19 protein-coding genes are annotated in these 21,804 nt (G+C 69.5%); 7 read left to right on the top strand and 12 right to left on the bottom strand.

Features of this window, described 5'->3' with window-relative positions; translation table 11 throughout:
* Positions 1-33 precede the first annotated feature (33 nt).
* The 5 genes from V7067_RS02290 to V7067_RS02270 all read right to left on the bottom strand — a co-directional run bounded on the left by V7067_RS02290 (position 34) and on the right by V7067_RS02270 (position 4,343).
* Positions 34-645, bottom strand: a complete 612-nt coding sequence (locus V7067_RS02290; RefSeq protein WP_334174251.1) for a YigZ family protein — start codon at positions 643-645, stop codon at positions 34-36.
* Positions 646-722: 77 nt separating this feature from the next.
* Positions 723-1,481, bottom strand: a complete 759-nt coding sequence (locus tag V7067_RS02285; protein WP_334174250.1) for an ATP-binding cassette domain-containing protein — start codon at positions 1,479-1,481, stop codon at positions 723-725.
* Positions 1,478-2,362 (bottom strand): iron chelate uptake ABC transporter family permease subunit, encoded by an 885-nt coding sequence (locus tag V7067_RS02280; RefSeq protein WP_334174259.1) that lies wholly within the window; start codon positions 2,360-2,362, stop codon positions 1,478-1,480. The genes V7067_RS02285 and V7067_RS02280 overlap by 4 nt, the downstream gene beginning before the upstream one ends.
* A gap of 70 nt (positions 2,363-2,432) precedes the next feature.
* Positions 2,433-3,392 (bottom strand): iron chelate uptake ABC transporter family permease subunit, encoded by a 960-nt coding sequence (locus tag V7067_RS02275; RefSeq protein WP_334174249.1) that lies wholly within the window; start codon positions 3,390-3,392, stop codon positions 2,433-2,435.
* A gap of 24 nt (positions 3,393-3,416) precedes the next feature.
* On the bottom strand, positions 3,417-4,343 hold the full coding sequence (locus V7067_RS02270) for a siderophore ABC transporter substrate-binding protein (RefSeq protein WP_334174248.1): 927 nt from the start codon (positions 4,341-4,343) through the stop codon (positions 3,417-3,419).
* Positions 4,344-4,715: 372 nt separating this feature from the next.
* Between V7067_RS02270 and V7067_RS02265 the strand changes: the two genes are divergently transcribed.
* Entirely contained in the window at positions 4,716-6,173 is a 1,458-nt protein-coding gene (locus V7067_RS02265; RefSeq protein ID WP_334174247.1) for a glycosyl transferase family protein, read from the top strand.
* On the opposite strand, the gene V7067_RS02260 is transcribed toward V7067_RS02265, so the two are convergent.
* From V7067_RS02260 to V7067_RS02230, 7 genes are all read right to left on the bottom strand, one after another.
* A complete protein-coding gene (locus V7067_RS02260) occupies positions 6,170-7,270 on the bottom strand; it encodes an alpha-hydroxy acid oxidase (protein ID WP_334174246.1) in 1,101 nt (366 codons plus the stop codon). The genes V7067_RS02265 and V7067_RS02260 overlap by 4 nt on opposite strands.
* On the bottom strand, positions 7,267-7,923 hold the full coding sequence (locus V7067_RS02255; RefSeq protein WP_334174245.1) for a hypothetical protein: 657 nt from the start codon (positions 7,921-7,923) through the stop codon (positions 7,267-7,269). Before V7067_RS02255 ends, V7067_RS02260 begins: the two co-directional genes overlap by 4 nt.
* Positions 7,920-8,606 (bottom strand): Fe2+-dependent dioxygenase, encoded by a 687-nt coding sequence (locus tag V7067_RS02250; protein ID WP_334174244.1) that lies wholly within the window; start codon positions 8,604-8,606, stop codon positions 7,920-7,922. The genes V7067_RS02255 and V7067_RS02250 overlap by 4 nt, the downstream gene beginning before the upstream one ends.
* Positions 8,607-8,690: 84 nt before the next feature.
* The gene (locus V7067_RS02245) at positions 8,691-10,997 is read right to left on the bottom strand and encodes a TonB-dependent siderophore receptor (RefSeq protein ID WP_334174243.1); all 2,307 of its coding nucleotides are present in this window, start codon (positions 10,995-10,997) and stop codon (positions 8,691-8,693) included.
* Positions 10,998-11,488: 491 nt separating this feature from the next.
* Positions 11,489-12,055 (bottom strand): cupin domain-containing protein, encoded by a 567-nt coding sequence (locus V7067_RS02240; RefSeq protein ID WP_334174242.1) that lies wholly within the window; start codon positions 12,053-12,055, stop codon positions 11,489-11,491.
* A gap of 108 nt (positions 12,056-12,163) precedes the next feature.
* Positions 12,164-13,336 (bottom strand): FAD-binding oxidoreductase, encoded by a 1,173-nt coding sequence (locus tag V7067_RS02235; RefSeq protein ID WP_334174241.1) that lies wholly within the window; start codon positions 13,334-13,336, stop codon positions 12,164-12,166.
* Positions 13,333-14,832: a 2Fe-2S iron-sulfur cluster-binding protein gene (locus tag V7067_RS02230; protein ID WP_334174240.1), complete on the bottom strand. Its 1,500-nt coding sequence runs from the start codon at positions 14,830-14,832 to the stop codon at positions 13,333-13,335. The genes V7067_RS02235 and V7067_RS02230 overlap by 4 nt, the downstream gene beginning before the upstream one ends.
* A gap of 161 nt (positions 14,833-14,993) precedes the next feature.
* Between V7067_RS02230 and V7067_RS02225 the strand changes: the two genes are divergently transcribed.
* The 6 genes from V7067_RS02225 to V7067_RS02200 all read left to right on the top strand — a co-directional run bounded on the left by V7067_RS02225 (position 14,994) and on the right by V7067_RS02200 (position 21,782).
* The gene (locus V7067_RS02225) at positions 14,994-16,061 is read left to right on the top strand and encodes an ABC transporter substrate-binding protein (protein ID WP_334174239.1); all 1,068 of its coding nucleotides are present in this window, start codon (positions 14,994-14,996) and stop codon (positions 16,059-16,061) included.
* A 148-nt stretch (positions 16,062-16,209) separates the two neighbouring features.
* Positions 16,210-17,106, top strand: coding sequence for an ABC transporter permease (locus V7067_RS02220; protein WP_334174238.1), 897 nt, complete (start codon positions 16,210-16,212; stop codon positions 17,104-17,106).
* A complete protein-coding gene (locus V7067_RS02215; protein ID WP_334174237.1) occupies positions 17,103-17,891 on the top strand; it encodes an ABC transporter permease in 789 nt (262 codons plus the stop codon). The genes V7067_RS02220 and V7067_RS02215 overlap by 4 nt, the downstream gene beginning before the upstream one ends.
* Positions 17,891-18,967 carry an ABC transporter ATP-binding protein gene (locus tag V7067_RS02210; RefSeq protein ID WP_334174236.1) on the top strand — a complete coding sequence of 359 codons (1,077 nt, stop codon included), beginning with the start codon at positions 17,891-17,893 and terminating at the stop codon, positions 18,965-18,967. Before V7067_RS02215 ends, V7067_RS02210 begins: the two co-directional genes overlap by 1 nt.
* Positions 18,968-19,009: 42 nt before the next feature.
* Positions 19,010-20,323 carry an FAD-dependent oxidoreductase gene (locus V7067_RS02205; protein ID WP_334174235.1) on the top strand — a complete coding sequence of 438 codons (1,314 nt, stop codon included), beginning with the start codon at positions 19,010-19,012 and terminating at the stop codon, positions 20,321-20,323.
* 28 nt (positions 20,324-20,351) lie between these two features.
* The gene (locus tag V7067_RS02200) at positions 20,352-21,782 is read left to right on the top strand and encodes an aldehyde dehydrogenase family protein (protein ID WP_334174234.1); all 1,431 of its coding nucleotides are present in this window, start codon (positions 20,352-20,354) and stop codon (positions 21,780-21,782) included.
* Positions 21,783-21,804: the final 22 nt, after the last annotated feature.

Raw genomic sequence — 21,804 nt, 5'->3', positions numbered from 1 at the left:
GGCTCTTGCAGCGCGGGGGCGTACGACGGCCTGTCAGTCGCCGGCCGGCGGGGTGGCGGAAACAAGCGCCTGCCCGCGCGTCAGGTCGGCAAGGCCGGCCGTGAAGGCCGCCACCTCGCCGGCCGGCAGGGCCACGCACAGGCAGACGCCGCTGGCGGTGAAGCGCGCGTCTTCCACCCGGCTGCCGGCGATGGCGGCGAGGCGGGCGCGGATGCGGGCATCCTCGGCAAACGGGCAGGCAATCCACACCCGGGCAAGGCGCACGAGCGGGCGGCGGGCCGCCGCCCTGAGGCAGGCTGCCGCCGTGCCGCCATAGGCGCGCATCAGGCCGCCGCTGCCGAGCAGGATGCCGCCGAACCAGCGGCTCACCACCACGGCCACGCCGTCCAGCCCCTGCCCTTCGATGGCCTGCAGGATCGGCCGGCCGGCGGTGCCGCCGGGCTCGCCGTCGTCGCTGAAACGATAAGTATCGCCGCAGCGGAAGGCCCAGCAGTTGTGCCCGGCCGAGGCGTCGCTGTTGCCGGCAATGAAGCGGCGCGCCGCCGCCTCGTCCTCCACGGGGCCGGCGACGGCACGGAACCGGCTGCGCCGGATTTCCTGTGCAAGGGTCTCGGGCCCCAGCAGGGTGGCGGTGGCATCACTCAAGGCGGGAATCCGTCGTCGCTTGCGGGCGGCGACGATAGCAGCCGGCGACGCTCCGTCAAGAAAGGCGGCCGCCGGCCTCAGGTGTAATAGGTGGCCACCGGCCGCCCGCCGACATCGGCGATGGTGAACGGACAGCCATAGAGGCTCTCCAGCACCGCCGGCTGCATCAGCGCGGACGGCGGGCCGGCGGTGTGTACCCGGCCATCCTGCAGCGCCACGATGAAATCCGCATAGGCGGCGGCGAAGTTGATGTCATGCAGCACCACGACGACCGTCTTGCCCAGTTCGCGCGTCAGCCGGTGCATCAGCTTCATGAGGCTGACGGCATGGCGGATATCCAGATTGTTGAGCGGCTCGTCGAACAGCATCGCATCGGCATCCTGCGCCAGCGTCATGGCCACGAAGGCGCGCTGCCGCTGCCCGCCGGAGAGCGCATCGAGAAACCGCTCCGAGAGGTCGTCGAGGCCGAGAAAGGAGAGCGCGCGGCCGACATGGGCGTCGTCCTCCGGCCGGGCGCGGCCGCGGTTGTGGGGATAGCGGCCGAACGCCACCAGCTCGCGCACCGTCAGGCGCACCGGCACGGTGTTGTCCTGCCGCAGGATCGCCAGCCGCCGGGCGAGTTCGGCACCCGGCGCACGCGCCACGTCCAGCCCGCCCACCGTCACGCACCCGCGATCGGCCGCGCTGAGGCGGGCAATCACCGAAAACAGCGTGGACTTGCCGGCCCCGTTCGGCCCGATCACCGCCGTGAGCCGGCCCGCCGGCAGGCTGAGGCAGATATCGTCCAGCACCCGCACCGGCCCGTAGGACTTGCTGACATGCCCGATTTCGATCATGGCCGCGCCCTCAGCATCAGAACGGACAGGAAGAACAGCCCGCCCGCAAATTCGATGACCACCGGCAGCGCCGTTGCAAAATGCAGCAGCCGCTCCAGCACTGCCTGCCCGCCGACGAGCGTGATGACGGCAATCAGCACCGCGCCCGGCAGCACCGCTGCATGGCGGTGCGTGGGCAGCAGCGCCCAGGCGAGATTGGCCACCAGCAGGCCGAAGAACGTGACCGGCCCGACAAGGGCGGTGGAAACGGAAACCAGAACCGCCACCAGACTGAGTATCTGCCGCGCAGTGCGGCGATAATCGAGGCCGAGGGCAATGGCCCGCTCGCGCCCCAGTGCCATCACATCGAAACGGCGCACCAGCGGCAGGGCGGCAAGACCCGCGCCCGCCACCAGTACCGCTGCCAGCGCGAGCCGGCTTTCGTCCACGCTGTTGAAGCTGGCAAACAGCCGGTCCTGCAACACGACGAAATCGTTGGGGTTCAGCATGCGCTGGATGAGTTCGGCCAGGCTGCGGAAGAAGGTGCCGCACAGGATGCCGGCCAGCAGCAGCAGCGTCAGGCTGGCGCCGGCGCGCTCCAGCAGCAGGCGGAAGAAGACCTGCGACAGCCCCACCATCAGCACCACGGTGAGCAGGAAGACGAGGCGCGGATCGGTCCCCATGATGCCCGGCAGACCGAGCCCGGCCACCATCACGGTTTGCAGCAGGCCGTACAGCGCATCGAAGCCGATCAGCGACGGCGTCAGGATGCGGTTGTGCGTCAGGGTCTGGAACAGCACCGTGGCGATGGCAACGGCGGCCCCCACCAGCACCAGCGCCGCCAGCTTGACGGCGCGGAACGGCAGCACGAAGGCCCAGTTGCCGCCCGCGCCAAGCCCCATGAAGGCAACGCCGGCGCCAAGCGCCAGCAGGCCGAGCAGGCAGAGGCGAAGCCGCACGGCGCGGCGGCGGTCAGGCGACACGGGCGCGGCCCCGCAGCAGCAGCACGAGGAAGGCGGCGCTGCCGGCCACCCCGAGAATGACGCCGACCGGCACCTCGAACGGCGGGTTCAGGCTGCGGCCGAGGATGTCGGCGGCCATCAGCAGGCCCGCGCCGCACAGCGCGGTCCACGGCAGGGCCCGGCGCAGGTTGTCGCCGAGCGCCAGACTGACCAGATTGGGCACGATCAGACCGAGGAACGGCACCACGCCGACGGTGACCACCACCGCCGCCGACACCAGCGCCACGATGACCATGCCGGCCAGCAGCACGGCGCGGTAATTCAGCCCGAGGCCCAGCGCATAATCCCGGCCCAGCCCGGCCAGCGTGAAGCGGTCGGCAGCGATATAGGCCAGCACGATCAGCCCGAAGGCGACCCACAGGATTTCATAGCGCCCGCGCAGCACGGCGGAGAAATCGCCGCCCGACCAGGCGGCCACCGACTGCATCATATCGAGCCGGTAGGCGATGAACGCGGTCAGCGCATTCAGCACGCCGCCGAGCATGATGCCGGCGAGCGGCACCATCAGCGCATCGCGCAGCGGCAGGCGGTGCAGCAGCGCCAGAAACAGCGCGGTGCCCGCCAGACCGAAAACCGCCGCAACCAGCATCTTCAGCGGCAGCGCAAGGCCGGGGGCGAGGATCATGACCGTCAGCATGCCCAGCCGGGCGGCCTCCGTGGTGCCGGCCACCGAGGGTTCGACGAACCGGTTGCGCACCAGCACCTGCAAAATCAGCCCGGAAATCGCCATGCCGGCTCCGGCGAGCATGAGCGCAACGGTGCGCGGCAGCCGGCTTTCGGCCAGTACCATCAGCCCGTGCGGCAGGGCGCGACCGGCGGCAACGGCCGGCAGATCGAACCCGCCGGCGCCGGCCAGCAGGCTGGCAAGCGCCAGCACCGCAAGCCCCGCGCAGCCAAGAACCAGCCTCACTGCACCCGCCCCGCCGCCATCGCCCTAATGGCTGCCGAGGGCGCCATTGAGCTGGTCCGTCATGACCTGCAGCGCTGTCAGGCCGCCGCCGACGAGATACCACGCCGCGGCATCGAGGTAGACGACCTGCCCGCGCTTCCACGCCGTGGTTTCGCCGACCAGCGCGTTGTCGAGCAACGCCTTCGCGGCCTCCCCTTCCCGGCCGATGGCGGCATCGCGATCGAGCACGAACAGCCAGTCGGGGTTCTGCGCGAGAATGTACTCGAACGAGACCGGCTGCCCGTGAAGGCCGATCTTGATATCCGGATTGACCTGCTTCATGCCGAAATCGGTGAACAGGATGCCGAAGCGCGAGCCGGCACCGAAGGTGCTCATGCGGCCACCGGTGGTCAGCACCATCAGGCCGCTGCCGGCCCCGGCCGTCTTCGCCTTCAGCGCGTCCACGGCAGCGTTCAGCGCGGCGAGCTTTCCGCGGGCCAGATCTTCCTTGCCGAACAGGCGCGCGAGGGTGGCGATGTTGGCTTCCGCGCTTTTCAGGTAGGCGCGGTCGTCGAGGCTCAGATCCACCGTCGGCGCGATCTTCGCCAGATCGTCATATTTCGCCGCCGAGCGGCCGCCCACGATGATCAGATCCGGCCGGAGCGCGGCAACGGCCTCGTAGTCGGGCTCGAACAGCGTGCCGACCGGCACAGCCGCGGCAAGGTCGCGATCCTTCAGAAAGGCCGGCAGGGCAGCAATGCGCGGCATGCCGGCCACGGCAACGCCCAGCGTGCTCAGCGTGTCGATCGCCGACAGGTCGAACGCCACCACCGTCTTCGGCCGCTCCGGCAGGCGGGTCTCGCCACGGCTGTGCTGCACGACGATTTCGTCGGCCACGGCCGGCAAGGCGGCACCAATGCAGCAGGTCGCCACAGCGACGTAAAACAACTTGCGCAGGCAGGCAAATTTCATGTCATCATCCGCATGATGATGCGCAATGTCAGAATGATTATAAACTCACGACACGCGCCGAAGACGGTTCAGATGCTCACTTAGTGAAGCCGCACACAGCCCGTCAACGCTGATATTTTTTAATAATTCCAAATAGATAAATCATCAAAACTTGACATACCCCGCAACGGCGCAGAAGATCGCGCGCGTCTCAGTGACCTGTCGCCATGGCCCCCCGGACGGGCCGGCTCGCGGATGCGGCAGGGCACCGGCATTTTCTGAATTCCGGCAGCCCGGTGCGCCGCGGCGGCGCGCGGCCTTCCGGCATTCGCAGCACCGCGCCGGCGGTGCCGGCCGGCGGCGGCAAAAGGGGCGACGGCAGTGAACTGGCAGATGCACGCGGCAGACGGCGCGCGGGGCGCGGACGGGGCCAACCTGTTTCACCGGATCCGCCTGCTGGTGGCACTCGATGCGCTGCTCTCCACCGGTTCCGTCAGCGGCGCGGCGGCGCTGCTGGGGCAGCAGACATCGGCCATGAGCCGGCTTCTGGGTGAGCTGCGCAGCTATTATGGCGACCGCATCCTGACCCGCACCGGCCGCGGCATGGTGCCGACGCCGTTTGCCGAGACCCTGCGGGCGCGGGTGCGCATTCTGGTTTCCGATGCCCACAACCTGCTCGATCCCACGGGCCATGAGCCGGTCTCCGTGGAGGGCCTGAGCGGACAGGACTGGCTGGGCGCCAGCCGGGTTCCGACCCGGCCGCTGGCCGTGACCCGTGCCGAGGTGCTGGAGGCGATGCCCTCGCCGGAGCACATCGCCCGGCGCATGGCGGCCATCACCGCCGAGGCCGGCCCGCAGCAGCGGCTGGCGAAATATGTCTCGGTGATCGCCACCGCCCCGGGGCGGCCGCTGGCCTTCGGCGAAGCGCGCGATGCGCTGGCGATCATTCTCGCCGGCGAGGCCGATCCGGTGCAGATCGGCGCGCTGCTGGCCGCCATCCAGACACGCGGTCCGACGGTGCCGGAAATCGCCGGCTTCGTGGCGGCGGCCCGCGGCCACATCGCGGACGATATCGCCGCAACGGCCGGTGCCGGACCGGGCCCGGATCTGGACTGGCCGGCCTATCTGTCGCCGAACTGGCGGCACACGCCGTGGCTGCTGCTTTCGGCCCGGCTGGTGGCGGCAGCCGGCTACCGGGTGCTGGTGCACGGCCAGTGCGGGCAAGGCCCGGAGGGCGGCAAGCTGGAGCTGGCGGCCGGCGTCGCCGGCATTCCGGTCTGCCTCAGTCTTGCCGAGGCGCGCGCCCGGCTCGGGCGGGAGGGCGTGGCCTATCTGCCGCTCGGCGCCTTTCAGCCGCAGCTGCAGAGCCTGATGGGCCTCTACCGTCTGCTCGCCACCCGCACGCTGCTGCACGAGATGATGCCCCTGCTCAACCCCATGGATGCGCCGGCCATGGTGACCGGGGCTGCCGCCGGGGCGCGCCGCGACCTCTACCGCGACGTCGCGCAGCTGCTCGGCACCGCCAATCTGGCGGTCGTCGGCTCCATTCGCGGCTTTGTGCAGCTTTCGCCGGTGCGCGCCACCACGCTCTACCGGCTGGCCGGCGGCACGGCATGCAACCTTCTGGTACCCTCGGTCAGAACGGCGCCCTCGCCGGCACGCGGCCCCTTTACCCAGCGCGAGTTCATGGCCGCCATCTGGGACGGCACGGCCCGCGACGAACAGGTTGAGGCCACCATCCTGCACACCGCCGCAACGGCGCTGGTCTGCCTTTCGGGCAACCCCGACGCCGCCTTCGGCGAGGCGCTGGCGCGTGCGCAGGCGCTCTGGCTGGCGCGGCCGCGTCACTAGCCCGGCGGCGGGCGCTCCGCCAGCACGCTGCGGTCCAGCGCCGCCGGACTGTCGCGGCCGAGCAGCGCCAGCGCGATTTCCAGCTCGCCACGCAGAATGGTCATCACATGGGCAACGCCCGCCGCCCCGCCGACCGCAAGCGCCGCCATCACCGGGGCGCCGACCAGCACCGCAGCAGCCCCCAGCGCCAGCGCACGCACGATATCCGTGCCGCGGCGAATGCCGCCGTCCATCAGCACCGGCACCCGGCCCGCCACCGCGGCGACGACACCCGGCAGCGCATCGAGGCTGGCCGGCAGCCCGTCCAGCGTGCGCCCGCCATGGTTGGAAACGATGAGGCCCGCAGCGCCCGCCGCCAGCGCCGGGGCGACATCCAGCGGATTGAGAAGGCCCTTCAGCACCACCGGCAGCCGGGTTTCGCCCACAAGCCACGCGATATCGGCCCACCCCGGCGCGCGCGCCATCAGCCCCTGAAACACCGGGCTGCCCGTGGCCGGCAACGGATCATCCGGCGGGAAGCCGGCCAGATTGGCGGCCACGATGCCCGGCGGCAGGCGGAAACCCGTCCGCTGCTGCTGATTGCGCAGGCCGGAGACCGGCGCATCCACCGTGACCACCAGAGCGGCATAGCCGGCAGCCTCGGCCCGCCGCACCAGCGCCAGCGTTTCCGCCCGGCGCGGGCGCAGGCAGAGCTGCATCCAGAGCGGCGCGGCCGCGGCGGCGGCAACCTCCTCCAGCGCAACGCTGGCCTCAAGGCTGACGCACATCCATGTGTCCGTGGCGGCGGCGGCCTGCACGGTCGCAATCTCCCCGGCCGGGTCGACGAGCCGGTGAAAGGCGGTGGGGGCGATGATCACCGGCGCGGCCATCGGCCGGCCGAACAGCGTGGTCGCCACGCTGCCGGCCCGCACATCCGCCAGCGCCCGCGGCATCAGCACATGGCGCCGGAAGGCCGCACGGTTGGCCCGCCGCGTCTCGCCATCGCCGGCAGAGCCCAGCACATAGGCGGCAAGGGCGGGGTCGGCACCGGCCAGAAAATGGCGTTCGTAGTCCTCAAGGCAGACCACGTCGGCGGGAATCGTCCGGGGCCCGCTCATTGCGCCCGCCCGCTCTTGCCGGCAGCCCCGGCAAGGCGGCGGGCGCGGCGCGCGAGGGCGGCAAGCGCCGGGTCGGCCGCGCCCTCCAGTGCAGCTGCCATGGCCGCATGAAAGCCCGGATAGCCCGCGGCCAGCGCCTGCTCCAGCCGCGCCGCTGCGGCACCGCGCTCGCCTTCTGCCAGAAGATGCCGCGCCTCGTTGAAGGCCGCCCAGCAATCGCCGGCAGCGGCGCCGGCGCGGAAATAGGCCCGTGCGGCCGCCGTGTCTGCGGGCCCGCCACGGCCTTCCTCGGCGAGAAGACCCAGCATGTTCAGGGCCTTGGCGACACCGCCGCGGGCCGCGCCGGCATAGAGGGCATGCGCGGCAGCGTCGTCGCGCGCCACGCCTTCGCCGCGGGCATAAAGATCGGCGAGATTGAACGCCGCCCACGCGTCCCCGCCGGCGGCGGCGGCGCGATAGAGCGCGGCCGCGCGTGCCGCATCGGCCGGCACGCCCCAGCCATGTTCGTGACAGCGCCCGGCCATGTTGAGCGCGCGCAGATCGCCGTGGCGGGCGGCGGCCATGAACCAGCCGAATGCGCCGGCCCCGTCGCCGCGGTCCAGCGCCGACTGCCCCAGCGCCAGCGCGGCCTCCGCCGCATCCGGCGCACTCACAGCTCTGCCCACCGGCGCAGCAGGTTGTGATAGTGGCTGACGAGCGGCGTGACCGCCGCATGGTCGTCGCCAAGACCGGCGCGCACGGCGCGAATGGCGCGGTCGAGTTCGTAGAGCTGGGTGCGCTCGCCGTCGTCGCGCACCATCGACTGCGCCCACAGCACCGCCGCCCACCGCACACCGCCGGTGACCGGCTCCACCCGGTGCAGGCTGGAAGACGGATAGACCACCATCGCACCGGCGGCGAGCTGCACGCGGTGGCTGCCATAGGTGTCGTCGATAACGAGGTCGCCGCCGGCATAGTCCTGCGGATCGCTCAGCATCAGCGTCGTGGAGACATCGGCCCGCAGCGGCGCCCCCTCGCCATCCGGCATGAAGCGGATGGCGTTATCGACATGGGCGCCGAATTCCATGCCGGCGTCGTAGCGGCTGAAGGTCGGCGGCAGCACGCGGAACGGCAGCGCCGCAGCGTGGTAGAGCGCGCAGCGCCCGAGGGCCGCCAGAACGGCCGCGCCGAGCCGGCGGGCAACCGGGCTTTCCGCCGGCAATTGCCGGTTGTTCTTGACCCGCGCAGCCAGATCGCCGGCCGTCGCCCGGCCATCGGCGAGGCCGGCGCCGGCAAGCTCCTGCCGGCACCACGCCAGCTCGTCCCGCGTCAGCACGTCGGGCACGACGATGAGCATGAAACGACCCTCCTGAAACAGAAGCCGGCGGCATCCCGACGCCCCGAAGCGCCCCGGAATGCCGCCGGCAGGCTCGCCGGCCCTTCAGAATGTGGCGCCGATGTTGAACATCACCGTGCGTCCGGCGGCGGGGACAACACGCGAGTTGTTGAACGACGCCGTGTAATTCAGGTGATCGGTGAGGTTGTAGGCGTTCAGCGAGACGCGGAAATTGTCGTGGTTGTAACCGACCATGGCATCAAGCGAGACCGTGTCCGGCACCCACGCGGTGTTGGCGTTGTCGGACCAGTAGCCCGAGGCATATTGCAGCCCGCCGCCGACCGAGAAGCGGCCGGGAAGCTGCTCGATTTCCGGCAGCTGGTAGGCCGTCCAGAGGCTGAGGTTGTTGCGCGGCACGTCCGGCGCGGCGTTGCCGACCACGGCGGCGGTGGACGACGAGGTAATTTCGCCGTTGAGGTAGGAATAGGCCGCCTGCACATTCCAGTCTTCGGTGATCTGGCCGGTCACGCCCAGCTCGAAGCCGCGGATGCGCAGCCCGAGGCCGGCATCCGTGAACCCGACCACGACCTCGCCCGTCACCGGATCGGTGGTGTAGGCGTTGTACTTGTTGATCTGGAACAGCGAGCCGGTCAGGCCGAGCCGGCCGTCGAGCAGGTTGATTTTGGTGCCGATCTCGTAGGAATCGATCGTCTCCGGCTGATAGGCCCGCCCGTCCTGCGCCACCTCGGCGGCAACGCCGCCGACCTGCGCGGCGACATCGGTGCCGATCGGCTTGTAGGAGCGCGAGAACGAGGCGTAGAGCATCGTATCCTGCAATGGCTCCCAGATGGCGCTGATGCCGGGGCTCCACTCACGCGCAATCGCCGTGCCGCCGCCGACGGTGGCGACGTTGGTCTCGTAATCGGAGCGGAAATAATCCCACCGGAGACTGCCGAGCAGCGAGATCTTGTCGTTGAACCACACCCGGTCGTTGGCGAAGATGCCGACATCCGTGGCGTTGGCATACCGCGTCGTGGCGCCGTAGACCGCATAGGCATCCGGATATTCATACTGCGGATTGATGACGGTCTGGTTGTTCCAGCGACCGGTCCACGTCCCGAGCGAGCGGTTGTCGTCCTGATAGCTGGTGTCGAGGCCGGCGGTGAGGCTGTGCTTGAGGAAGCCGGTGGTGAAATCGCCGGTGGCGCTCAGCACGTTCTGCGCGCCGAAGCCATCCTGCCGGTAGGTCATGCCGCCGCCGGCACCGTAGGTCAGGGCCGCATTGCCACCGGCCTGCAGCTTCTTCAGGCTGGCATAGGTGACCGCCGCCGGATTGGTGCCGGAGAAATCGCGGTCGTAATAGCCAAAGCGGGTATCGTTGTTGAGAACGATGCCGTTCTCGAATTCCTTCCTGAACAGCGCCGAGACGATCTGCGTGTTGCTCACGTCCTGATCGGTGGAGCGCACATAGGACAGCGACCGGCTGACGCCGGGAATGTCGTATTCGGTCAGCGGCCGGTATTCGCCGTTAGCGCCCTGCGCGAACGGCACGCCGAAATCCGGCACGCCGTCGTTCTGCAGGAAATAGTAGTTGAGGTGCAGTTCCGTTTCCTGCCCGATGCCATAGCCAAGGTCGGCCGAGGCGCCGACCCGGTCGGCCGTAACGTGGTTGCGGTCGGGCGTGTCGGCATTCTGGTAGAGGCCGTTGATACGCACGGCCGTCTTGTCGTTGATCTTCAGGTTGCTGTCGACGGTGGTGCGGTAAGTGGGACCGGAGCCGATCTGCTGATCGATGGAATTGACCGTTCCGATGAACGCCTGCTTGGAGCTCTGGTTGATGATGCCGCCGGCGCCGCCCACGCCGAAGATATCGCCCATCGGACCCTTCAGCACTTCCACGCTGTCGGTGTCGAAGGCATCGCGCTGATAGACGCCGAAATCGCGCAGGCCGTCGCGATAGATATCGCCCTTGGCGGACAGGCCGCGGATGCGGAACTGCGAACCCGACTGGCCGCCGTTGCCCTCGCCGGCCGAAAGCGTGATGCCCGGCACGTTCTTCAGAATCTGATCGAGGGTGGTGGCCTGCTGCTGCCGGATGATCTTCTGCGGCACGACCTGAATGGTCGCCGGCGTTTCCATCACCGTGCCGGGCAGGCGGCTGAAGCCGGTCTGCGCGTTGTTGGTGTTCGACACCGCCGCACCCGGCGACGAGGCACCGGTGACGCTGATTTCCGACAGCGTCAGGGAATCGGAGGACGCCTCCGGGCTGGTGCCCCCGCCATCGGCGGCCTTTGCCGCCTCCTCCGCTTCCGCCGCCCACGGCGCCAGCGAGAAAGCCATGGCGAGCCCGGCCCCTGCCGCCGTGCCGCGGCCGGGGCTGCGCCGCACCGGCGCCTGATCCGCATTGCGCATCTGCATCTCCACCCAGTCAATTTCGGTGTCCGCAGCCGGTGGCTCCGGATGGATGACGGGGAGATAGAACGTCGGCGCACGGCTTCTCAAATGCTATGTTTTATAGTCCTTCCAAATCGGCCCCAGCACAATTTCGGATTTCCACAGACTGTCGGTGCGAAGCCCGCGAATACTTTCGGAACCAGAGGATAAACGTGCTGCGGCCGGATTTTCCGGCTGTCGCGACGCCGGTTTCCTGTCAGTGCGGCCGCGCCGATGGACGATGGCGGTGCACAAAACTGCGAATGCGTCGCATTTCTTTTGCGGAGACCACAGGCCGCGCCGCCCGGCCGGCGAGCGGACGGCATTTCATCGGCCGGGCGCGCCGCCGCCGGGCCGCAATGACGCATGCGGCACAAATGCCACACCGCGTCGTATCCGAAGCCGGATGCCGGCCGCGTGGCGTCGGAACGCCGCCGCAGCGGCGTTTCAGTCGCGCCGGCTGGCGGGACTCACGCCTCCGGGTTCGGCGCGTTGACCCACAGGATGACCGCATCCCGCGTGCCGCTGTTGCCAAAGCGGTGGGGAATGTCGCTGTCGAAGGCAAAGCAGTCGCCGGGATTGAGCGCGAAGGTGCGCTCGCCGATCTGGATTTCCATGGTCCCGGAAATGACGTAGCCGATTTCCTGCCCGGTGTGGGCATAGGGCTCGTCGCCCGAACTGCCCCCGGGCTCCAGATTGACGATGAAAGCCTTGAGCCGCGTGGCGGCCTGCGGCGTGATGACGGACTTCTGCAGGCCGCGGTTGTTGATCAGCAACTGGCCGAGGCCGGCCCGCGTCACATAAGGCTCATCGGCGCTGCCGGACAGCCCCGGATCGAGGATCCACGCCGGCGACACCCCGAGCGCGGTGCCGAGCCCGAACAGTGTGCGCACTGTGGGCGAGGTCAGCCCGCGCTCGATCTGCGACAGCGTGCCCACCGAAAGCCCGGTCTTTTCGGAGAGCTGCACCAGCGTCAGGCCGGCGGAAAGCCGCAGCGCCTTGATGCGCCGGCCAACCTCGCGCTGTGCGGTATCCATACCGCGCTCGCGGTCATCCGGCGACGGCGCAGCCTGTTCCGCAACGCTTTCTGACGGCATGTGCAACCCCAGCAGAGATAAAGAAACCCGAAAGGCAGATCAGGACGTTCAGAGAACGATGGCCGGATCGTTGAGCGGCCTGCCCCGCTCGAAGCGATCGATGGCAAACGGCCTCAGACGGCTGTCGAACTCAACTCCCGCGATCGCGCGCGCGAGAAGTATGCCGGTTCCCGGCCCCCCTGCCCAGCCATAAGACCAGCCGCCGCTGAACCACAGGTCACGAAGCGCGGGATGCTCGCCGATGATCGGCGCATAATCGGGCGTGGCATGGATGAGACCGGCCCAGTGCCGCAGCACCCGCACCGCACGCAGGGCCGGAAACAGCCGCGCATAGACCGCCGCAGTCGCCGCCATCACCGGCAGATCGGCCGACAGGCTCATGCGCGGCCGCTCGGGCACCTCCGTGCCGCCCACCACCTCGCCGCGGCCGGTCTGGTGCATGTAGCAAAGGCTGTCGATGAGGGCGAGGGCGGGGCGGATCAGCGGGCGCACCGGCTCCAGCGCCATCGCCTCGATGCGCATGCCGAAGCCCGGCAGGCCGACGCCCGCCATGGCCGCGATAACGGGGTTGTGCCCGCCCGCCGCCACCATCACGCTGTCGGCGGCAATGCGATGGTCGCCGACCAGAACGGCCGACACGCGCCCGCCGGTGCGCTCGATGCCCGTCACCGCGGTGCGATAGCGCAGGTCGATGCCGCGATCCTCGCACGCGGCGCGAAAGGCCTTCATGCCGGCATGGTGCGGCGCCACCCCGCCGTCGGGCAGCATCAGGCCGCATTTCACCTGGCTCGCATCGATGGCCGGCAGCGCCTCTTCCACCTGCCGCCCCTTCAGCATGCGGTGGCGCACGCCGCACTGGTCATGGACGGGGGCGAGCGAATGCAGCATGTCGGCCGTGCGCCCGGTCTCCGCCACCATCATGTAGCCGCGCCGGGTGAACATCGCATTGTGGCCGAGGGTGCGCGACAGGCGGCTCCACGCCTCGTTGGAAAACTGGAACAGCGCCGTCCACTCCGGCGTGCCGAAGCCGCCGCGGATGAGAGTGCCGTTGCGGCCCGAAGCCCCGCCCTGCCAGTAACCGGCATCGAGCACGATGACATCGCGCACGCCGAGTTCCCAAAGGTTGAAGGCGCAGGCCAGCCCCTGAATGCCGCCGCCGATGATGACCACGGATGCCGACGACGGCAGCGCACGGGCGGACCGGGATCGGAAAATGCTCATGACTGATCGGGCTCCACCAGACCGTTGAGACCGGCGGCCTGAGCCACCGTCAGGCCGCGCCGCGGGGTGCGGTGGCTCGGCCGGCGCACGGCCTGCGGCGCATCCGGCGCCGCGCGCGCCACCACCGCGGCCAGCATCTCCCAGCACGGAAACCCCTGACAGGGCCCCATGCCGCATGAGGTCAGCCGCTTCAGCACCTCAAGGTCGCTTTCGCCGCCGGCGATGCGGGTAAGAACCTCGCCGACCGTCACATCCATGCACGGGCAGACATAGGCCGCCGGATCGAGACGCAGCGGCAGCGCGATGGCCTGCGGCGCCTGTGCCGCGCTGCCGGCCAGCGAAACCCCGGCGGCTTCCGAAAACCCGGTGCCCAGCTGGCCGAGCCCCTCGGCCATCGCCTGAAAACCAAGCCCCGGATCCGCCCGCCACGGACCGGCATGCACGACGCAGTCGCAGGCAATTGTGCGGTTCAGCACCGCTGCACGCACGCCGTTGCGCCCGCGAATGGCGGTCAGCGTCGACACCGGTGCCGTCGCCACCACATTCACACCCGCCCCGCGCAGCCGCGCGGCAACGGCCTCTTCTGCCCCGGTGCCGACCACGACAACGCGCGCGCCGGGCCTGACGCCATGTTCGGAGGCCAGCGAAAGCGCGAAATGGGCATCGATCACGCCCGGCAGGTGATTGCCGGCCACCACCGGCGGCACCGAGTGCTGCCCCGTCGCCAGTACCGTGCGGCCCGGATCGAACACCAGCGCGCCGGCCTCATCGTCAAACGGCGCCGCGGCAACGAGCGCACCCTTGCGATAAAGCCCGAAGACCTCGGTGCGGGTGAACACCTGCACACGCCCGTCAAGCGGCGGAAGGGCCACGCCCATCGCCCGGGCGAAACTGCCGGGTTCGGCGCTGCGCGAGACGAGCGCGACCGAAGCGCCGTCGGCCGCGGCCGCATTGGCTGCCGCCCGCCCGGCCGGGCCACCGCCCACCACCAGCACATCGACCGCGATCCGCCGGCCCTGCGGCAGCGGCCCGGTTCCGATGTGGGCAGCCTCGCCGACGCCGGCCAGAAAGGCCAGCAGACGCTCGAAGCGGGCGAACAGACCGGGGCTGCGCGGCACCAGCCGCCCGTGCTCGAAGCCGCCATAGAGCAGGCGCGCCGGCAGCAGGCGGGCAGCGCGCAGCAGATCGAAATGCGGCGAAGGCCAGGTGTTCTGCTCCGTTGCCGCCGGACCGCCGTCACCGCTCACCGCCTCGCACACCAGCGCCCGGTCGAGCCGCACGTTGGGCCGGCCATCGACGCCCGCCAGAGCGCCGGCCACGAAACTGCCGGACGGCCCGAGCGGCAGGTGCCGCTTGCGGGTGGCCGCCGTGCGGCGAATGCCCGCCCGCCACAGCGCGGCGGCCAGCGTGTCGCCGGGCGCGGCCGCAACCGGACGCCCGTTCCAGCGAAATGTGATCGGTCCTTGCGTCACGCTGATCCCTCGCTCGTTCAGCATCCCGCTCTGTCACGACAGATAACATCGGGAAAAATGAAAATCTCATATTTTTTTCATTTTATAAAAATTCCTGTTGCCGGATCGCGTTTCGCGGTGCCAGTGTGACGGCAGGCCGAACAAGGGCCGCTTCCAGAGGTTTTGAAGTCCAGGGGTTCTGAATCATGGACGAGACGAAGATCACCACCACGCGGCGGGCGGTCCTGAAGGGGCTCGGGCTTGGCGCCGCGGGTCTTCTTGCGCCGGCCATGCCGGTCTTCATCGGCACCGTACAGGCCGCCGACGGCACGGTTCTGACTGTCGCCAGCTACGGCGGCGCCTATCAGGAGGCACAGGCCCGGGCGATGTTCGATCGCCTGCCGAAGGTCTATCCCGGCCTTACGGTGCGTCAGGACAGCCCCTCCAGCGATGCCAAGATCATCGCCATGGCGGAATCCGGCCATGTGACGTGGGATATCGTGGCGGTGGGCGACAATTTCGGCCATGAGGCACAGGCCCAGTGGCTGGAGCCGATCGACTACACCATCATCGACCGCGACGTTTTCCTGCCCGGCTACGCCGGCGACTATCGCCTTGGTGCCGACGTCGAAGGCACCGTCATCGCCTACCGCACCGACAAGTTCAGCGGCAAAGTGCCGGAGACCTTTGCCGATTTCTTCGATACCAAGACCTTCCCCGGCAAGCGGGCGGTGTGGAAATACGCCTCCGGCGGCATCTTCGAGGCCGCGCTGATCGCCGACGGCGTGGCGCCGGACCAGCTCTATCCGATCGATGTGGAACGCGCGCTGAAGAAGCTCGACACCATCCGCGACGATCTCATCTGGTGGGAGACGGGCTCGCAGTCGGAACAGTTCCTCACCAGCGGCGAGGCGGCGATGGGCCTCGTCTGGGTGGGGCGTGCCGTGCAGGCGGCCAAGTCCGCGCCGGTCGCCATCGGCTGGGGCCAGTGGACCACGCAGAGCGCCTACTGGGTGGTGCCGAAGGGCGTGCCGGACAAGAAGGCCGCCATGGAGGCGCTGAAGGTGTTCACGTCCGCCCCGGCGCAGGCGGAGTTCGCCAACCTCATGCCTTATGGTCCCACCAATAAGGATGCCGTGGCGCTGATCGACAGCCCCTTCAAGGGCAACCTGCCGACCGACCATCTCGCCACCCGCGTCGTGGTGGATTACGTCTGGTGGAGCAAGAACGAAGCTGCCGTCAACGAGCGCTTCCAGGAATGGCTGCTGATGTGAGCCGGCCGGCCACGGCCTGAAAACGAAGCCGGGCCGCGCGCTCTGCCTGCGGCCGGCCCGGCCCCTTCCGTCTGACCGAAATTCCGTCGCCCCCGCCCGCGCCCGGCCCGTGCCGGGCGAGAGGGCGGCGTGGCACAGGGAGACTGCGATGTCGCTGACCGAAGCCCCCGCCGGGCCGCGGGCCATCGCCGGCCCCGGCCCGGCCCGCAGGAGCGCGCCCGGCACGGGCTGGCTTCTGGGATTGCCGGCCCTGCTGTTCCTCGGGGCGTTCTTTCTCTACCCGCTGGTTCTGGTGCTGCTTTCCAGCGTGCCGGGCGGATCGCTCGCCAACTACGCGCGCATCGCCGGTTCGCCGCTCTACGGACGCGTCATCGCGCAGACCTTCCAGACATCACTGATCGTAACGGGGCTCTGCCTGCTGCTGGCCTATCCCTATGCCTTCGCCATGGTCCGGGCGGGGCGCATCGGCTTTGCGGTGCTGGCCATGTGCCTGCTGCTGCCGTTCTGGGTCAGCCTTTTGCTGCGCACCTTTTCATGGATGGTGCTGCTGCAGGACAGCGGCCTCATCAACCGTGCGCTGATGGCCCTGCACATCACCGACAGCCCGGTGCGGCTCATCCGCAACAGGCTCTCCGTCGTCATCGGCATGACGCACATCCTGCTGCCCTACGCGGTGCTGCCGATCTTCGCCGCCATGCGCAAAGTCGACATGCGGCTCATGGAGGCCGCCAGCATCTGCGGGGCCGGCCCGGTGCGCGCCTTCTTCAGGGTGTTCCTGCCGCTCACCCTGCCCGGGGTGTGGGCCGGCGGCCTGCTGTGCTTCACGCTGGCGCTCGGCTTCTACATCACGCCCGCGCTGCTCGGCAGCCCGCGCGACACCATGATCGCCCAGCTCGTCGCCGCACAGGTGACGGAACTGCTCAATCTCAGCTTCGGCAGCGCGCTTGCCGCCATCCTGCTTGTCATCACCGCCCTCATCTTCGCGCTTGCCGGCCTTGCGATGCAGATGAAGCGGCGGCGGGCCGCGTCGGAGAAACGCTCATGAGACCGGGGCCTCTGTTCTTCCGCGCGCTGTTCTGGCTGGTGGTCGCGGCCATCGCGCTGTTCCTGCTGCTGCCCACGCTGGTGATCGTACCGATCTCGTTCACCGCCGAAAGCACCATCCGCTTTCCGCCGCAGGGCTTTTCGCTGCAGTGGTACCAGAACGTCGTCACCAGTCCGGCCTGGCGGGCCGCCACGCTGACCAGCCTCGAAACCGCGCTCGGCACCGCGGTGCTCTCCATGGTGCTCGGCACGGCGGCGGCGCTGTTTCTGGCCCGCGTGCCGTTTCGCGGCAAGGCGATCGTCCGCGGCATCCTGCTCAGCCCGCTGGTGACGCCGGTCATCGTGCTGGCCGTCGGCATCTATCTGGTGTTTGCCCGCTGGGGGCTTTCCGGCACGCTGGCCTCGCTCATTCTGGCCCACACGGTGCTCGCACTGCCGTTCGTGCTGGTCTCGGTCACGGCAAGCCTGCAGTCGGTCAATCCCAATCTTGAGCTTGCCGGCCTCGGGCTCGGCGCCAGCCGCGCCTACACCTTCCGCCGCGTGCTGCTGCCGCTGATCGCGCCGGGCGTGGCCTCCGGCGGCATCTTCGCCTTCATCACGTCATGGGATGAAGTCGTGGTCGCCATCTTCCTCACCGATCCCGGGCTGCGCACCGTGCCGGTTCTCATCTGGAGCCAGCTGCGCGCCGAGCTCGACCCCACCATGGCGGCGGTCGGCACCATCCTGATTGCGGTTTCCGCCCTCGGCCTCGGTGCCATCACCCTTCTCAAGACACGGAATTCGTGATGTCCGGCTCCTCCGAAACCACGCCCTTCGCTCTTGAGCTTTCCGGCATCGCCAAGAATTTCGGCTCCGTCGCAGCGCTGAAGGACATTTCCTTCACCCTGCGCAAGGGCGAGTTCCTGACCATGCTCGGGCCTTCCGGCTCCGGCAAGACGACGACGCTGCGCATCATCGCCGGCTTCATGCAGCCCGACCGCGGCGATGTGCGCATGCATGGCGTCAGCGTGGCCGGTGCGCCGCCGAACCGGCGCAATATCGGCATGGTGTTTCAGGATTATGCCCTGTTTCCGCACATGAGCGTGGCCGACAACGTGGCCTTTCCGCTGCTGGCACGCGGCTGCGACAAGGCCGACGCGGCACGCAGGGCGGCCGCGATGCTGGACGTGGTGGGCCTCTCCGGCTTCGGGCCGCGCTCGGTGCGTCAGCTTTCCGGCGGGCAGGGTCAGCGCGTGGCGCTGGCGCGCGCGCTGGTTTTCGGCCCGGAGCTGGTGCTGCTCGACGAGCCGATGGCGGCACTCGACAAGAAGCTGCGCGGCACGATGCAGACGGAGATCCTGCGCATCGTCAAGCAACTCGGCGCAACGGTCATCTCCGTCACCCACGATCAGGAGGAGGCGCTCGTCATGAGCGACCGCATCGCCCTGTTCGAGAATGGCGCGCTGGCCCAGATCGGCACCCCGCAGGCGCTCTACGAAACCCCGTCCAACCCGTTCGTCGCCGATTTCATCGGCGAGGCCAATGTTCTGGAAGGGCGGGTCGGGGCCGGCAACACCATTGCCGGGGCCGGCTGGCGCACCGGAGCCGGCCACCATGCCCTGCCGGGCGCCGGCGAGGCGGTGCGCATCGCCATCCGCCCGGAGAAAATCCACCTCGCCGACGAGGGCGAGGCGGGCGTGGAAGTGACGCTCCGGCAGAGCACCTATCTGGGCGTCGAATACCGCCTGCTCGTCACCCTTGCGGACGGCACGCCGCTGCAGGTGCGCAACCGCGACATGCGCCGGCTGGCGGGCCTGCAACCCGGCGAGACCGTGCGCCTGACCTGGGCGCCGGAAGACCTGATCGTGCTGCGCGGCGCGTGAAACGCCGCCGCAGCCTGAAAGCCGATCTGAGAGACGAGGTGCATGATGGGGGCTGAGACCCGTGCCGAGCGGTGGCGCCGCGCCCGCGACGCCAGTGCCGTCTATGCGCTGACCGCCGGTGCCGCGCCGCCGGTGCGCCCGCTCGCCGGCGAGGCCGCCGTCGATGTGGCGGTGGTGGGCGGCGGCATCACCGGGCTTTCCACGGCCTGGCATCTGGCCCGCGCCGGGGTGCGCGTCGCCGTGCTGGAGGCCAGCACGTTCGGCTGGGGCGCCTCCGGGCGCAACGGCGGCCAGATCAACCCCGGCCTGAAATACGAGCCCGCCGTCGTCGAAAAGACCTTCGGAGCCGATCTCGGGGCCCGCATGGTGACCTTCTCCGGCGGCGCGCCGGACAAGGTGTTCGCCATCATCGCGGAGGCCGGCATCGCCTGCGAGGCAGTGCGCAGCGGCACCGTCCGCGCGGCCTTCAGCCCCGGTTCTGTCGCCTTTCTGGAACGTGCAACCGGCGATCTTGCCCGCCGCGGCGCCCCCGTGGAATGGCTCGGCCGGGCCGCCATGGAGAGCATGACCGGCACCGGCCGCTATGTCGCCGGTGCGGTCGACCGGCGCGGCGGTGCGCTCAATCCGCTTGCCTACAGCCGCGGGCTGGCCACGGCGGCGGAAAAGGCCGGTGCCCTGCTGCACGCCGGCTCGCCGGCAACGGCGCTGAAACGCACGCGCGACGGCTGGCAGATCGAAACCCCCGGCGGCCGCGTCACCGCCGGCCGCGTGGTGCTGGCGACGAACGGCTACACCGACGATCTGTGGCCCGGCCTGAAGCGCGCCGTTGTGCCGGTCTATGGCGGCATCGTCGCTTCCGAACCGCTGCCGCGGGAAGCGGTCGCGCGCATCCTGCCCGGCCGCCATGTGCTCTACGAGCACGAGTCGATCACCGTCTACTACCGCCTCGATGCCGCCGGACGGCTGCTGATGGGCGGCCGCAGCCGGCTGAAGCCGCTGGCCGGCCCGCAGGCCTTTGGCGACCTGATGCACTATACCCGCCGGCTGTGGCCGTTCCTCGGCGATCTCCGGTGGAGCCACGGCTGGAACGGACAGCTCGCCATCACCGCCGATCACTATCCGGTGCTGACGAACCCGGCGCCCGGCCTCATGGCCTGCATCGGCTACAACGGCCGCGGCGTGGCGATGGCGAGCGCCATGGGCGGCGAGCTGGCGCGCTGGGCAACCGGAACGCCCGCCGGGGCGCTCGACATGCCGGTTCGCCCGGCCCGCAGCTTTCCCCTCCACGCCTTCTGGCCGCTCGGCGCCGCCGTGCGCATTGCCTATGGCCGGATGCGCAACACCCTCGGGCTGTGACGCCCCTTCCGACGAGACGAGACAGACCATGACGACGGACTATCTGAAATTCTACATCGACGGCGCCTTTGTCGCACCGCTGGAAAGCCGGCCGTTCGGTGTCGTCGATCCGTCGACGGAGGCGGTTTTCGCCGAGATCTCGCTCGGCACCGCCGCCGATGTCGACCGGGCGGTCGCGGCGGCGCGCAGCGCCTTTGAGACCTTTGCCTTCACCAGCCGCGCCGAGCGCCTCGCCCTGCTGGAGCGGCTGCTTGCGGTCTATGAGGCGCGCTACGAGGATGTGGCGCAGGCCATCAGCCGCGAGATGGGCGCCCCGCTCAGCTGGGCGCGCGACGCACAGGCCTATGCCGGCCGCGGCCACCTGCAGGCCACCATCGAGGCGTTCCGCAACTTCGCCTTCGACGAGCAGCGCGGCACGACCCTCGTCACCCACGAACCGGTGGGCGTCGTCGGCCTCATCACGCCGTGGAACTGGCCGCTGAACCAGATCATGTGCAAGGTGGCCCCGGCCATTGCCGCCGGCTGCACCATGGTGCTGAAGCCATCGGAAATCGCGCCCGTCTCGGGCATGGTGTTTGCCGAAATCGTGCACGAGGCCGGGCTGCCGAAGGGCGTGTTCAACCTCGTCAACGGCACCGGGCCGGAGGTGGGCGCGGCGCTCTCCGCCCATCCCGGCATCGACATGGTGTCGTTCACCGGCTCCACCCGCGCCGGCATCGAGGTGGCCCGCAATGCCGCGCCGACCGTGAAGCGCGTGGCGCAGGAGCTGGGCGGCAAATCCGCCAACATCGTGCTGCCGGATGCCGATCTGGAGAGCGCGGTTTCCACGGGCGCGAAGGCCTGCTTCTCCAACACCGGCCAGTCGTGCGATGCACCGACGCGGATGCTGGTGCCGGCGGACCGCCACGCGGAGGCCCTTGAGATCGCCCGCCGCGCCGCCGCTGAAACGCGCGTCGGCCGGCCGGCCGATGCCGAAACGGTCATCGGCCCGCTGGTGAGCCGGATGCAGTTCGACAAGGTGCAGGATCTCATCCGGGCCGGCATCGCCGAAGGCGCCATGCTGGTGGCCGGCGGCCCCGGCAAGCCGGAGGGCCTTGAGACCGGCTATTATGTGAAGCCGACGGTGTTCGGCGACGTGAAGCCCGGCATGCGCATCGAGCGGGAAGAGATCTTCGGCCCGGTGCTGTCGATCATTCCCTACGGCAGCGTTGAGGAGGCGATCCGCATCGCCAACGACACCCCTTACGGGCTGGCGGCCTATGTGCAGGGCGCCGATCTGGCGCAGGCACGCCGGGTGGCGGCGCGGCTGCGGGCCGGCTCGGTCTATATCAACTATCCGGCCTGGGACCTGTTTGCGCCGTTCGGCGGCTACAAGCAGTCCGGCAACGGCCGCGAATATGCCGACTTCGGGCTGCGCGATTTCCTGGAGATCAAGGGCATCGTCGGCTACGGCGCCTGATGCGACCGCCTGCCGCCGGAGA

Source organism: Pseudoxanthobacter sp. (assembly GCF_036822375.1).
In the GTDB taxonomy this organism is placed as follows: Bacteria; Pseudomonadota; Alphaproteobacteria; order Rhizobiales; family Segnochrobactraceae; genus Pseudoxanthobacter.
This window is presented reverse-complemented; position numbering and strand designations above follow the sequence as displayed.